Below are 13,190 nucleotides of genomic sequence, written 5' to 3' on the forward strand. Positions count from 1 at the left end.
CCGAAATGTCGATCTTTCTGAACAAGAACTCCAAGGTCATCGTCCAGGGCATCACCGGCAAGGAGGCCAGCCTCCACACCGCGCGCATGCTCAAGGCCGGGACCCAGTTGGTCGGCGGGGTCAACGCCCGCAAGGCCGGAACCACGGTGTCGCACAAGGACGCCAATGACGCTGACGTCGAGCTGCCGGTGTTCGGCACCGTCGCCGAGGCGATGAAGGAAACCGGCGCCGACGTATCCGTGGTCTTCGTGCCGCCGAAGTTCGCCAAGGACGCGATCATCGAGGCCATCGACGCGGAGATCCCGCTGCTGGTTGTCATCACCGAGGGAATTCCGGTGCAGGACACCGCTTATGCGTGGGCCTACAACGTCGAAAAGGGGCAGAAGACCCGCATCATCGGCCCCAACTGCCCGGGCATCATCACTCCCGGCGAGGCGTTGGCGGGCATCACCCCGGCCAACATCACCGGCCCCGGTCCGGTCGGCCTGGTGTCGAAGTCCGGGACGCTGACCTACCAGATGATGTACGAGCTGCGTGATCTCGGGTTCTCGACAGCCATCGGCATCGGCGGTGACCCGGTCATCGGCACCACGCACATCGACGCGATCGAGGCGTTCGAGAAGGATCCCGACACCAAGGTCATCGTGATGATCGGTGAGATCGGCGGCGACGCCGAGGAGCGGGCCGCCGACTACATCAAGGACAACGTGAGCAAGCCGGTCGTCGGCTACGTCGCGGGCTTCACGGCGCCGGAGGGCAAGACGATGGGCCACGCCGGCGCCATCGTTTCCGGGTCGTCGGGCACGGCGCAGGCCAAGAAGGAAGCGCTGGAAGCCGCGGGTGTGCAGGTCGGCAAGACGCCCTCGGCTACGGCCCAGCTGGCCCGGGAAATCCTGGAGAGCCTCTAACCCCCTTCTGCGCGAGCGTGCGTAAACTCCGCACTTTTCGCGGCGTGTCGCCCTCAGACACGCACGCTCGCGAAAAAGAAAGGTGAGCCCAATGGCGGTCGACCCGCGGACCCCGGTGCTGGTCGGCGTCGGGCAGTTCACCGAACGCATCGACGACCCCGGGTACCGGGGGATGTCGGCGGTGGAGCTCGCGACCGAGGCGGTGCGTGCGGCGCTGGCCGACACCGGTGTCGACCCGGCCGCGATCGCCAAGGCGATCGAAACCGTATACGGGCTGCGGCAATTCGAGATCTCCGGACCGATGCCCGCGACGCTGGGCAAGTCGAACAATTACCCGCGCTCGGTGATGAACCGGGTGGGCGGCGACCCGGCCCGGGTCGTGCTCGAACCCGTCGGCGGGCAGGGCCCGCAGAAACTCGTCACCGAAGCGGGCGCAGCGATCGCGGCCGGCGAGATGGACGCGGCGATGGTCATCGGTTCCGAGCCGGGGTCCACGGCACGGTATTTCGCCGACCGCGACAACAGGCCCGACTTCACCGAACACGTCGACGGCCAGTTGGAGGATCGCGGCCACCAGATCCACCAGTACTTCACCGAGTACACCGCCAAGCACGGGTTGACCGGCGCGGCGGTGCAGTACGGGCTGCTGGACAACGCGCGCCGCAGCCGGCTGGGGCTCGGCGTGTCCGCCTACCGTCGGCTGATGGCCGAGTTGTTCGTCCCGCTGTCGAAAGTCGCGGCGAAGAACCCGTTCTCGTCATCGCCCGTCGAGCGTTCGGTCGAGGAGATCGTCACGGTCACCGACGACAATCGGATGATCTGCGACCCGTACCCGCGGCTGCTGGTCGCACGCGACCAGGTCAACCAGGGCGCCGCGGTGATCATGATGTCGGTGGCTGCCGCCCGCCGTCTCGGCGTGCCCGAGTCGAAATGGGTTTACCTGCACGGCCATTCGGATCTCACCGAGCAGCCGCTGCTGGACCGTGTCGACCTCGGCGCCAGCCCGGCGGCCGTGCTCGCAGCACGAGAAGCGTTGCGGGTCGCCGACATCGGCGTCGACGACATCGCCACCTTCGACCTGTACAGCTGCTTTCCGTTCCCGGTCTTCATCGTCAGCGAGGCGTTGGGCATCGACGGCGCCGACCCGCGTGGGCTCACGGTTACCGGTGGGCTGCCCTACTTCGGCGGCCCGGGCAACAGCTACTCGCTGCATGCCATCGCCGAGACTGTGACGCAATTGCGGGACAGGCCAGGGCGATTCGGCTTCGTCGGCGCCAACGGCGGCACGATGAGCAAGTATTCGGTCGGTGTGTACTCCACTCGACCCGCCCCCTGGCGAGCCGACCGCAGCGAACAGCTCAACCAGCAGGTCAGCGCATTGCCGAAGGTCGCGGTCGCCGAAAGGCCCGACGGCGCAGCCACGATCGAAACCTATTCGGTGCGCTACGACTGGCCCACCACCACCGGCATCATCATCGGGCGCCTCGACGCCGACAACTCGCGTTTCCTGGCCACCACCGAAGACCCCGAGCTGGTGGGGCTGATGTGCGACGGCGATCCGCTGACGGCCGCCATCCACGTGCGGCCGACCGAGCACGGCAACCGCGCCACGTTGAGGTAGCCGACGGTGACGCGGGCGCTGCTGGCCGGGGTGCTGCTGCTCGCGGTGCTGACCGGTTGCGGTTCGGGCACCTCGGCAAGCCAGACCATCGTGGTCTACGCCGCGGCGTCCCTGCGCGGTCCCTTCACCGATATCGGCGAGCAGTTCGAAGACGCCAATCCCGGTGCATCCGTGGAGTTTTCATTCGCCGGGTCCTCGGATCTGGTGACCCAGCTGACGCAGGGCGCCCGGGCTGACGTATTCGCCTCGGCCGACGTCACCAACATGGACAAGGCCGCCGACGCCGGTCTGCTCCAGGGTCCGCCGGTGAACTTCGCGTCGAACACGCTGACCATCGCCGTCGCGCCCGGTAACCCCAAAGGTGTCACGGCGCTCCGCGACCTGACCCGCCCCGACATCGCCGTCGTCGTCTGCGCCCCCCAGGTGCCGTGCGGCGCGGCCACCCGCCGCGTCGAACGGGCCGCGGCCGTCGACCTGTCCCCGGCCAGTGAGGAATCATCGGTCACCGACGTGCTCAACAAGGTGACCAGCGGGCAGGCCGACGCCGGGTTGGTCTACATCACCGACGCGATCGACGCCGGAGACAAGGTCACCGCCGTGCCCTTTCCCGAGGCGGAAGGCCTCGTCAACACGTACCCGATCGCGGTGCTCGAGCAGTCGCAAAACCCTGATCTCGCAACGAAATTCGTCGCGGCCGTCACGGGCGAACCCGGGCAGCGGGTGCTCGCCGCGGCCGGTTTCACGACACCCTGATCACGACATGTCGGCCAGCTTGCCCGCCAGACGCTCGACATAGGCGGCGACATCGTCGGGGGACTTGTCGGGCAGCCCGAACAGCACCTCGGTGACGCCCAGGTCGGCCCAGCGCGCCAGCTTGTCCGCATCCGGCTTGAAGTCCAGCGCGACGATCTGGGGTGCGCCCTGCCGGCCCGCGTCCGCCCAGATGTCCTGCAGCAGCTTCACCGGTTCGTCGATGTCGAAGTCGCGCGGCGTGGTGATCCAGCCGTCGGCCGAGCGGGTGATCCACTTGAAGTTCTTCTCGGTGCCCGCCGCGCCGACGAGCACCGGGATGTGCGGTTGCACCGGCTTGGGCCAGGCCCAGCTCGGGCCGAAGCTGACGAACTCGCCCTCGTAGGACGCCTCCTCCTGGGTCCACAGCGCCCGCATGGCCTCCAGGTACTCGCGCAGCATCGTGCGGCGCCGGCCCGGCGGCACGTTGTGGTCGGCCAGCTCGTCGGTGTTCCAGCCGAAGCCGACACCGAGGCTGACCCTGCCGCCGGACAGGTGATCGAGCGTGGCGATCGTCTTGGCCAGCGAGATCGGGTCGCGCTCGACCGGCAGGGCGACCGCCGTCGACAGCCGCACCCGCGTCGTCACCGCGCAGGCCGTGGCCAGGCTGACCCAGGGATCCAACGTGCGCATATAGCGGTCGTCGGGCAGCGACTCGTCACCTGTGGTCGGATGGGCGGCCTGCCGCTTGACCGGGATGTGGGTGTGTTCGGGCACGTAGAAAGTGGTGAACCCGTGGTCGTCGGCGAGTTTGGCCGCGGCTGCCGGGGTGATTCCGCGGTCGCTGGTGAAAAGTACGAGCCCGTAATCCATGACTGGATTAGAACGTGTTCTAGTCGCCGGAGCAACACCGGGGTGCGATAACCCATATTCACGCCCCGCCGGAACCACTTCGCGGAAGGTATTGCGGCGTATCGCAAACGTCGCCCGGTTCGGCGGCGCGGCGGCTTTTCGCGCCTTGACTAGGAGATCGAGGGCGTCGATGCGCCGGGGTCGTTGCAGATGCGCGAAATCGAAGATTCCGAAGAGAATTCGATCGGCCAACCCGCGCCCGCGTCGGACCCATCCAGGTGCGCTAGCGTGGTCTGCACGCCCGTCCAGCACAGGAGAGGTCATGACCTACCCGCCCGGTCCACCCGGTAGCCCCGGATACTCCTCGGCACAGCAGCCGACCAACCAGTTCGCCGCGCCCACACAGCAGTTCGGCAAGGTCGGCGAACCTTCTTCGTCAGCGCCGGAAGCCGCCAGCAGGCTGCCCCGCTACCTGACCGCCGCCATCGCCGCGCTCGGCCTGGCGGTGTACCTGTCGAGCTTCGGCCCGCTCTTCACGATCGCCGCATCCGATTTCCCCGGCCTGGTGGACGTCAGCGGTGGCTCCTTCGGACTGGTGCTGACCGTCGCCGCCGCGGTGCTGGCCGGACTGCTCGCCGGCGTCGGCCTGCTGCCCAGGCAGACGGTCTCGACGTCGCTGGTGACGGTCCTCGCGCTGCTGGCGTTCCTGCTCGTCATCGCCGAGGTCATCAACAAACCCAGCGTCGCCTCCATCGACTGGGGGCTCTACCTGGTCATCGCGTTCACGGTGCTGCAGGCGATCGTCGCCGTCGCGGCATTGCTGTTCGAGACCGGCATCATCGCCCCGCCCGCCCCGCGCCCGAAGTACGACCAGAACTACGGGCAGTACGGGGGTCCAGGCGGCTACTACGGTCAGCAGTACGGCGGACCGCAGCGGCAGCCGCACCAGCAGCGGCCGGGCTATCCCACCCCGTACGGCGGCTATCCGAGCGGCCCGTCGACCGGCGGGTTCGCCAGCCCGCAGACCGGCTCGCAATCCGGATCGCAACCCGGCTCCCAGCCCGGCTCGCAGGCGGGTTCGCAGTCCGGTGGCCAGGGCGGCGGTCAAAGCGGGCCCCCGACCCCGCCGACCGGGTTCCCGACCTACGGCCAACCGCCGTCCAGCTCGACCCCGGCGACACAGACTCCCTCGCAGCCGTCGTCCTCCTCGCAGTCCGGGCAGCCGCCGTCGTAGTCTGAGCCGCGCGTGCGTCAACCTTCGCGCGCGCTGAGCTTGTGCGAGGAGCGGCCAACCAGTGGACAACCGACCGGTCGGCCCGCGCCAGGCACGGGAGCTGCTTCGGGTCGCGTTCGGGCCGTCGATCATCGCGCTCGTCCTCATCGCTGCGGTCGTCCTGATCCAGCTGCTCATCGCCAACAGCGAGATGACCGGCGCGTTCGGGGCGACCGCCAGCATGTGGCTGGGCGTGCACCTGGTGCCGGTGTCGATCGGCGGCGCCGAACTGGGCGTGCTGCCGCTGCTGCCCACACTGGTGATGATCTGGGGAACGGCCCGCACGACGGCGGCTGCGACCTCACCCCAGAGTTCGTGGTTCGTGACGCGCTGGGTGGTGGGCTCCGCGCTGGGCGGGCCGCTGCTGATCGCGGCAATCTGTCTGGCCGTCGTCCACGACGCCGCGTCGGTGCTGACCGATCTGCAGACGCCCAACGCCCTGCGCGCCTTCGGCAGCGTGCTGGCCGTGCACGCGATCGGCGCGGCCGTCGGGGTGGGATCCCGGGTGGGTCGACGGCTGCTGGACGCGTCGCCGCTGCCGGAATGGCTGCCCGACGCGATCCGCGCCGCCACCGCCGGGGTGCTGGCGCTGCTGGGTCTGTCCGGTGCGGTGGCGGCCGGATCGCTCATCGTGCACTGGTCGACCATGCACGACCTGTTCGGGATCACCGAGTCGACGTTCGGGCAACTCAGCCTCGCCGCGCTGTCGATCCTGTACATCCCGAACGTGCTCGTGGGTACCGCGGCCGTGGCCGTGGGCTCCAGCGCCCACATCGGGTTGGCGACGTTCAGCTCGTTCACGGTGTTCGGCGGCGACATCCCGGCGCTGCCGGTGCTGGCCGCCGTGCCGACGCCGCCGCTGGGCCCGGTCTGGGTGGCGCTGTTGATCGTGGCGGCCGTGTCGGGTGTGGCGATCGGCCAGCAGTGTGCGCGACGCCCGTTGCCTTTGCTGCCCGCGCTGCTCAAGCTCGTCGTCGCCGCAGCGCTGGCGGCCGTGACGATGGCGCTGCTCGGCCACGCCGGCGGGGGCCGGCTGGGCAACTTCGGCGACGTGGGCGTCGACCAGACCACGTTCGGGCCCGCCGTGTTCCTGTGGTTCGTCGCGATCGGTGGGCTGACGGTGGCGATGTCGGGCGGCGTCGCCCGCCGCCCCAAGGCACCGAAGCCCGCGCCCGAGCCCGAGCCCGAGGCACAACCCGAATCCGAGCCCGAACCCGAGCTCGAGGCGGACGACGACGGCGACGTCGAGCCGGAACCCGAGCCCGAGCCGTCCGAGGAGACCGCCGCCGACACCTCTGCGGGGGTGGACGAGCACGTGCCGGCCGAGGCACCCGCGACCCTCGAGGACCTCGAGGAACACTTCCTCGTCGACGACGACGCCATGCCGGACACCGCGAAGCGACCCCGTAACGGTGACGATTAGGCTCCCAGGCGTGCAGGAACCGCTTCGTGTGCCACCCAGCGCACCGGCGCGGGTGGTGGTGCTGGCATCGGGCACCGGGTCGCTGCTCGCCTCCCTGCTCGCCGCCGCGGTCGGGGATTATCCGGCCCGAGTGGTCGCGGTCGGCACGGACCGCGAGTGCGCCGCGCTGCAGATCGCCGCGTCGTCGTCGGTGCCGACCTTCACCGTCGCGCTGCGTGACCACCCCGACCGCGCGGCATGGGACGCCGCGCTCACCGAGGCCACCGCCGCATACGAGCCGGACTTGGTGGTCTCCGCCGGTTTCATGAAAATCCTTGGCCCGCAATTTCTTTCCCGATTCCCGGGTCGGGTGATCAACACCCATCCGGCTCTGCTGCCAGCGTTCCCCGGCGCGCACGCGGTGCCCGACGCGCTGGCCTACGGCGTCAAGGTCACCGGCTGCAGCGTGCATCTGGTCGACGCCGGCACCGACACCGGGCCGGTGCTGGCCCAGGAGGCGGTGCCGGTCCTCGACGACGACGACGAAGCCACCTTGCACGAGCGGATCAAGGTCGTGGAGCGACGACTGCTCGTGGACGTAGTGGAAGCGCTCGCGACCCGCGGCGTGACCTGGACCGGACGAAAGGCGACCCTGGGATGAGCGATAAACGACCGATTCGCCGCGCGTTGGTCAGCGTGTACGACAAGACGGGGCTGCCCGAACTGGCCCGCGGACTGCACGACGCCGGGGTCGCCATCGTCTCGACCGGATCGACTGCCAAAACCATTGCCGACACCGGGGTTCCGGTGACGCCGGTGGAGGAGGTGACTGGCTTTCCCGAGGTGCTCGACGGACGGGTCAAGACCCTGCACCCGCATGTGCACGCCGGGCTGCTGGCCGATCAGCGCAAACCCGAACATGTTTCGGCGCTGGCCGAACTCGGTGTCGCCCCGTTCGAACTCGTCGTGGTGAACCTGTATCCGTTCAGCGAGACCGTCGCCTCGGGTGCGAGCATCGACGAATGCGTCGAGCAGATCGACATCGGCGGCCCGTCGATGGTTCGCGCCGCCGCGAAGAACCACCCGAGCGTCGCCGTCGTGGTCGACCCGCTCGGCTACGACGGCGTGCTCGCCGCGGTGCGCGCGGGCGGGTTCACGCTCGAGGAGCGAAAGAAGCTGGCGGCCCTCGCCTTTCGGCACACCGCCGAGTACGACGTCGCGGTGGCGTCGTGGATGGGATCGGTGCTGGCGCCCGAGGGCGACGCGGCGCCCGCCTCCCTGCCGCAGTGGCTCGGTGCGACGTGGCGGCGCGATGCCGTGCTGCGCTATGGGGAGAACCCGCACCAGCAGGCCGCGCTGTACCGCGACGACTCGGCGTGGCCCGGCCTGGCGCAGGCCGAACAGCTGCACGGCAAGGAGATGTCCTACAACAACTACACCGACGCCGATGCGGCCTGGCGTGCGGCGTTCGACCACGAGGAGATCTGCGTCGCGATCATCAAGCACGCCAACCCGTGCGGCATCGCGATCTCGACGGTGTCGGTGGCCGACGCGCACCGCAAGGCCCACGAATGCGATCCGCTGTCGGCGTTCGGCGGGGTGATCGCGGCCAACACCACGGTCAGCGTCGAGATGGCCGAGACCGTCGCCGACATCTTCACCGAGGTGATCGTCGCGCCGGCCTACGAGCCCGGCGCCGTGGACGTGCTCGCGCGTAAGAAGAACATCCGGGTGCTGGTGGCCGCCGAACCGCAGCCGGGCGGCTCGGAGTTCCGTCAGGTCAGCGGGGGGCTGCTGGTGCAGCAGCGCGACGCGTTCACCGCCCCCGGCGACGACTCGGTCAACTGGACGCTGGTCGCCGGGTCGCCGGCCGATCCCGCGACGCTGGACGATCTGAAGTTCGCGTGGCGGGTGTGCCGCGCGGTGAAGTCCAACGCGATCGTCGTCGCGGCCGACGGCGCCACGGTCGGGGTGGGCATGGGCCAGGTGAACCGGGTCGACGCGGCCCGGTTGGCGGTGCAGCGCGCAGGCGACCGGGTGCGCGGCGCCGTCGCGGCCTCCGACGCGTTCTTCCCGTTCCCCGACGGGCTGGAGGTGCTCATCGAGGGCGGGGTCAAGGCCGTCGTGCATCCCGGCGGATCGGTGCGCGACGAGCAGGTCACCGAGGCGGCCGCCAAGGCAGGCATCACGCTGTACCTGACCGGCGCCCGCCACTTCGCGCACTGAGATCGAGATCGGCCGAACGTCGCACCAACAGCCGGGACGCGACTAAGTTGCTCCCATGGTCACGGCATCGCGGACGGTCGCGGTCCTCGTTCTGGTCGCCACGACGCTGATGGCCTCGTGCACGCGGTACGTGGACGACGCGCGCGGTGGCCGGTGCCGAACTGTCGATGGCGGCCGAACCCGGTGGATCCGACTCGTCGCTGTGCGAGTCCGTCGATGTCCCGTTGACGACGATCCCGGCGAGGAACCACGACGAGCCGGTGCTGAAGATTCCGAAGCCGCCGGGCTGGGGGCGGTCGACCATGTTGGATTCGCCGCTGATCCGCTTCGGTATGCGAAACGAGGCGCTTACATCCGACGCCTTCACGGCGAACGTGATGGTGACGCTCGAGAGCACGCCGGGCGCCGAAGATGTGGACCTGATCTTCGCGACGATGCAAGACGCGTTGGAGTCCGGTCTGGGCGTGACCGACCTGCGGGTCAGCGAGCGCTCACTGTGCGGTCTGCCCGCCAGGACGTACCGCTACATGATGCCGGTGATGGGAAACATCGACCCGCACCCCGCGATTGCGCTTGGCGCGGTGATGCACGCCGAGGGTATGACGTACGTGATCAGCGTGACCGCCCAGGCGATGGACGCCGAGGACCCGACCTATCAGCGGGACAGCGCGACGATCCTCGACGGGTTCCAGATGCTGCCGCCCTCACCGAACTGACCTTTCGCCGGTGCGCCGAACGTGGGTTACCCGCACGGCGTCGGGGCCGGAAGCGTGGCTTAACGACACACTCGACCGCGGCCGCGCGGAGTTGCGTAACTTGGAGTGGTGACCCAACCACGTGATCTACCCCGTACCGTCGGCGAACTGAGGGCCTCCGGCCACCGCGAACGGGGCGTGAAGCAGGAAATCCGGGAAAACTTGCTGGCCGCTCTCGGCGAGGGCCGCGACCCCTGGCCGGGCATCCTCGGGTTCGAGGACACCGTGATCCCGCAGCTGGAGCGGGCCTTGATCGCCGGCCACGACGTCGTGCTGCTCGGCGAACGCGGCCAGGGCAAGACGCGGCTGCTGCGCGCCCTGACCGGTCTGCTCGACGAGTGGACGCCGGTCATCGAGGGCGCCGAGCTCGGCGAGCACCCGTACAGCCCGATCACCCCCGAATCGATCCGGCGCGCCGCCGACTCGGGTGAGGACCTGCCCGTCGTGTGGCGCCACCGCAGCGAGCGCTACACCGAGAAGCTGGCCACCCCCGACACCAGCGTGGCCGACCTGGTCGGCGACATCGACCCGATCAAGGTGGCCGAGGGCCGTAGCCTCGGCGATCCCGAGACCATCGCCTACGGGTTGATCCCGCGCGCCCACCGCGGCATCGTCGCCATCAACGAGCTGCCCGACCTCGCCGAGCGCATCCAGGTGGCGATGCTCAACGTGATGGAGGAGCGCGACATCCAGGTCCGCGGCTACACGTTGCGATTGCCGCTCGACGTCCTCGTGGTCGCCAGCGCGAACCCCGAGGACTACACCAACCGCGGCCGCATCATCACACCGCTGAAGGACCGGTTCGGCGCCGAGATCCGCACCCACTACCCACTGGCGCTCGACGCCGAGGTCGGCGTCATCAAACAGGAGGCCCAGCTCTCGGCCGAGGTCCCCGAATACCTGCTGGCGGTGTTGGCGCGGTTCGCCCGCTACCTGCGCGAGTCCCGGTCCATCGACCAGCGCTCGGGTGTCTCGGCGCGGTTCGCGATCGCCGCCGCCGAAACCGTCGCCGCCGCCGCGCGGCACCGCTCGGCGCTGCTCGGCGAGGAGGATCCGGTGGCCCGGGTGGTCGACCTGGCCACGATCATCGACGTGCTGCGCGGCAAGCTCGAATTCGAGACCGGTGAAGAGGGCCGCGAACAAGCGGTGCTCGAGCACCTGCTGCGCCGGGCCACCGCGGACACCGCGCAGCGCGTGCTGGGCGGCATCGACGTCGGTCCGCTGGTGGTCGCGATCGAGAACGGGTCGGCGATCACCACCGGTGAGCGGGTGTCGGCGCGCGAGGTGCTGGCCGCGGTGCCCGAGGTGCCCGCGATCGCCGAGATCCAGACGCGGCTCGGCGCGACGACCGACGGGCAGCGCGCCGCCGCCGTCGAGTTGGCGCTCGAGGCGTTGTATCTGGCCAAGCGAATCGACAAGGAGTCCGGAGAAGGCGAAACCGTTTATGGCTAAACGGACGTCGCGGTATTCGCGGTACACCGGCGGGCCCGACCCGCTGGCGCCGCCGATCGACCTGCGCGAGGCGCTCGAACAGATCGGTCAGGACGTCATGGAGGGCAGCTCGCCTCGGCGCGCGCTGTCCGAGATGTTGCGACGCGGCACCAAGAACATGCGCGGCGCCGACAAGCTGGCGGCCGAGGCCAACCGTCGGCGTCGAGAGCTGTTGCAGCGCAACAATTTGGACGGCACCCTGCAGCAGATCAAGAAACTGCTCGACGACGCGGTGCTGGCCGAACGCAAGGAACTGGCCCGTGCGCTCGACGACGACGCGCGGTTCCAGGAGATGCGCATCGAGAACCTGCCGTCGTCGCCGGCCAAGGCCGTCCAGGAACTCGCCGATTACCAGTGGCGCAGCCCGGAGGCACGCGAATCCTATGAGCAGATAAAGGATCTGCTGGGCCGCGAGATGCTCGACCAGCGGTTCGCCGGGATGAAGCAGGCGTTGGAGAACGCCACCGACGAGGACCGGCAGCGGGTCAACGACATGCTCGACGACCTCAACGACCTGCTCGACAAGCACGCCAGGGGGGAGGACACGCCGCAGGATTTTCAAGACTTCATGGCCAAGCACGGCGAGTTCTTCCCGGAGAACCCGCAGAACGTCGAGGAGCTGCTGGACTCGTTGGCCAAGCGGGCCGCCGCCGCGCAGCGGTTCCGCAACAGCCTGTCCGCCGAGCAGCGCGCCGAGCTGGATGCGTTGGCGCAGCAGGCGTTCGGCTCGCCATCGCTGATGAACGCGTTGAACCGGCTGGACGCGCACCTGCAGGCCGCCCGGCCGGGGGAGGACTGGACCGGTTCGGAACGGTTCTCCGGCGAGAACCCGCTAGGGATGGGTGAAGGCGCCCAAGCGCTCGAGGACATCGCCGAGCTCGAACAGCTCGCCGAGGCGCTGTCCCAGAGCTACGCCGGCGCGACGATGGAAGACGTCGACCTGGACATGCTCGCCCGCCAACTCGGCGAGGAGGCCGCCGTCGACGCCCGCACCCTCGCCGAACTCGAGCGGGCGTTGATGGACCAGGGCTTTCTGGACCGCGGCTCCGACGGGCAGTGGCGGCTGTCGCCCAAGGCCATGCGTCAGCTCGGCCAGACCGCGTTACGGGATGTGGCGCAACAGCTTTCGGGTCGGCACGGCGAGCGGGAGACTCGGCGTGCCGGCGCGGCCGGTGAGCTCACCGGGGCGACGCGGCCGTGGCAGTTCGGCGACACCGAGCCGTGGAACGTCACCCGCACGCTGACCAACGCGGTGCTGCGCCGCGCCGGCTCGGGCGCCGCGACGCTGCCGATGGACATCACCGTCGAGGACGTCGAGATCTCCGAGACCGAGACCCGCACGCAGGCCGCCGTCGCGCTGCTGGTGGACACCTCGTTCTCGATGGTGATGGAGAACCGGTGGCTGCCGATGAAACGCACGGCGCTCGCGCTCAACCATCTGGTCAGCACACGGTTCCGCTCAGATGCGTTGTCGATCATCGCATTCGGCCGCTACGCGCGCACCGTGACCGCCGCCGAGCTCACCGGCTTGGAGGGTGTCTACGAGCAGGGCACCAATTTGCATCACGCGCTGGCCCTCGCTCTGCGGCATCTGCGTCGACACCCCAACGCCCAGCCGGTGGTGCTGGTGGTCACCGACGGTGAGCCGACCGCGCACCTCGAGCACTATCCCAGCGAGGAGGGCGGACCCGCGGTGTTCTTTGATTACCCGCCCCATCCGCGCACCATCGCCCACACGGTCAAAGGCTTCGACGACGTGGCCGGCATCGGCGCGCAGGTGACGATCTTCCGGCTGGGCAGTGATCCCGGTCTGGCGCGGTTCATCGATCAGGTGGCACGGCGGGTGGAGGGACGCGTGGTGGTGCCGGACCTCGACGGGTTGGGCGCCGCGGTCGTCGGCGACTACCTGCGTTCTCGGCGGCGCCGCTAAGTT

11 protein-coding genes are annotated in these 13,190 nt (G+C 69.4%); 10 read left to right on the forward strand and 1 reads right to left on the reverse strand.

Going from position 1 to position 13,190, the window contains the following annotated elements:
- Positions 1-5: 5 nt before the first annotated feature.
- From sucD to modA, 3 genes are all read left to right on the forward strand, one after another.
- Complete coding sequence (gene sucD, locus G6N28_RS15990) at positions 6-908, forward strand: succinate--CoA ligase subunit alpha (RefSeq protein ID WP_163901873.1); 903 nt, start codon at positions 6-8, stop codon at positions 906-908.
- A gap of 91 nt (positions 909-999) precedes the next feature.
- A complete protein-coding gene (locus G6N28_RS15995; RefSeq protein WP_163901875.1) occupies positions 1,000-2,529 on the forward strand; it encodes an acetyl-CoA acetyltransferase in 1,530 nt (509 codons plus the stop codon).
- A gap of 6 nt (positions 2,530-2,535) precedes the next feature.
- Positions 2,536-3,282 (forward strand): molybdate ABC transporter substrate-binding protein, encoded by a 747-nt coding sequence (gene modA / locus G6N28_RS16000; protein WP_197745790.1) that lies wholly within the window; start codon positions 2,536-2,538, stop codon positions 3,280-3,282.
- On the opposite strand, the gene G6N28_RS16005 is transcribed toward modA, so the two are convergent.
- Positions 3,283-4,131 carry an LLM class F420-dependent oxidoreductase gene (locus G6N28_RS16005; protein WP_163901876.1) on the reverse strand — a complete coding sequence of 283 codons (849 nt, stop codon included), beginning with the start codon at positions 4,129-4,131 and terminating at the stop codon, positions 3,283-3,285.
- Positions 4,132-4,432: 301 nt separating this feature from the next.
- On the opposite strand from G6N28_RS16005, the gene G6N28_RS16010 reads away from it, so the two are divergent.
- From G6N28_RS16010 to G6N28_RS16040, 7 genes are all read left to right on the forward strand, one after another.
- The gene (locus G6N28_RS16010) at positions 4,433-5,344 is read left to right on the forward strand and encodes a DUF5336 domain-containing protein (RefSeq protein ID WP_163901878.1); all 912 of its coding nucleotides are present in this window, start codon (positions 4,433-4,435) and stop codon (positions 5,342-5,344) included.
- A gap of 61 nt (positions 5,345-5,405) precedes the next feature.
- Positions 5,406-6,806: a cell division protein PerM gene (locus G6N28_RS16015; RefSeq protein ID WP_163901880.1), complete on the forward strand. Its 1,401-nt coding sequence runs from the start codon at positions 5,406-5,408 to the stop codon at positions 6,804-6,806.
- A gap of 10 nt (positions 6,807-6,816) precedes the next feature.
- Positions 6,817-7,446: a phosphoribosylglycinamide formyltransferase gene (gene purN, locus G6N28_RS16020; protein ID WP_163901882.1), complete on the forward strand. Its 630-nt coding sequence runs from the start codon at positions 6,817-6,819 to the stop codon at positions 7,444-7,446.
- Entirely contained in the window at positions 7,443-9,011 is a 1,569-nt protein-coding gene (gene purH / locus G6N28_RS16025; RefSeq protein ID WP_163901884.1) for a bifunctional phosphoribosylaminoimidazolecarboxamide formyltransferase/IMP cyclohydrolase, read from the forward strand. The genes purN and purH overlap by 4 nt, the downstream gene beginning before the upstream one ends.
- Before the next feature lie 146 nt (positions 9,012-9,157).
- Positions 9,158-9,727 carry a hypothetical protein gene (locus tag G6N28_RS16030; RefSeq protein WP_235674589.1) on the forward strand — a complete coding sequence of 190 codons (570 nt, stop codon included), beginning with the start codon at positions 9,158-9,160 and terminating at the stop codon, positions 9,725-9,727.
- Positions 9,728-9,835: 108 nt separating this feature from the next.
- The gene (locus tag G6N28_RS16035; protein ID WP_163901886.1) at positions 9,836-11,218 is read left to right on the forward strand and encodes a sigma 54-interacting transcriptional regulator; all 1,383 of its coding nucleotides are present in this window, start codon (positions 9,836-9,838) and stop codon (positions 11,216-11,218) included.
- The gene (locus G6N28_RS16040) at positions 11,211-13,187 is read left to right on the forward strand and encodes a VWA domain-containing protein (protein ID WP_163901888.1); all 1,977 of its coding nucleotides are present in this window, start codon (positions 11,211-11,213) and stop codon (positions 13,185-13,187) included. Before G6N28_RS16035 ends, G6N28_RS16040 begins: the two co-directional genes overlap by 8 nt.
- Positions 13,188-13,190 lie beyond the last annotated feature (3 nt).

The organism is Mycolicibacterium pulveris (assembly GCF_010725725.1).
GTDB lineage: Bacteria > Actinomycetota > Actinomycetes > Mycobacteriales > Mycobacteriaceae > Mycobacterium > Mycobacterium pulveris.

Excerpts from the sequence above, each read along its gene's own strand:
- sucD (WP_163901873.1), top strand. The coding sequence starts at position 6 with ATGTCGATCTTTCTGAACAAGAACTCCAAGGTCATCGTCCAGGGCATC.
- G6N28_RS15995 (WP_163901875.1), top strand. The coding sequence starts at position 1,000 with ATGGCGGTCGACCCGCGGACCCCGGTGCTGGTCGGCGTCGGGCAGTTC.
- G6N28_RS16005 (WP_163901876.1), bottom strand. The coding sequence starts at position 4,131 with ATGGATTACGGGCTCGTACTTTTCACCAGCGACCGCGGAATCACCCCG.
- G6N28_RS16010 (WP_163901878.1), top strand. The coding sequence starts at position 4,433 with ATGACCTACCCGCCCGGTCCACCCGGTAGCCCCGGATACTCCTCGGCA.
- purH (WP_163901884.1), top strand. The coding sequence starts at position 7,443 with ATGAGCGATAAACGACCGATTCGCCGCGCGTTGGTCAGCGTGTACGAC.
- G6N28_RS16040 (WP_163901888.1), top strand. The coding sequence starts at position 11,211 with ATGGCTAAACGGACGTCGCGGTATTCGCGGTACACCGGCGGGCCCGAC.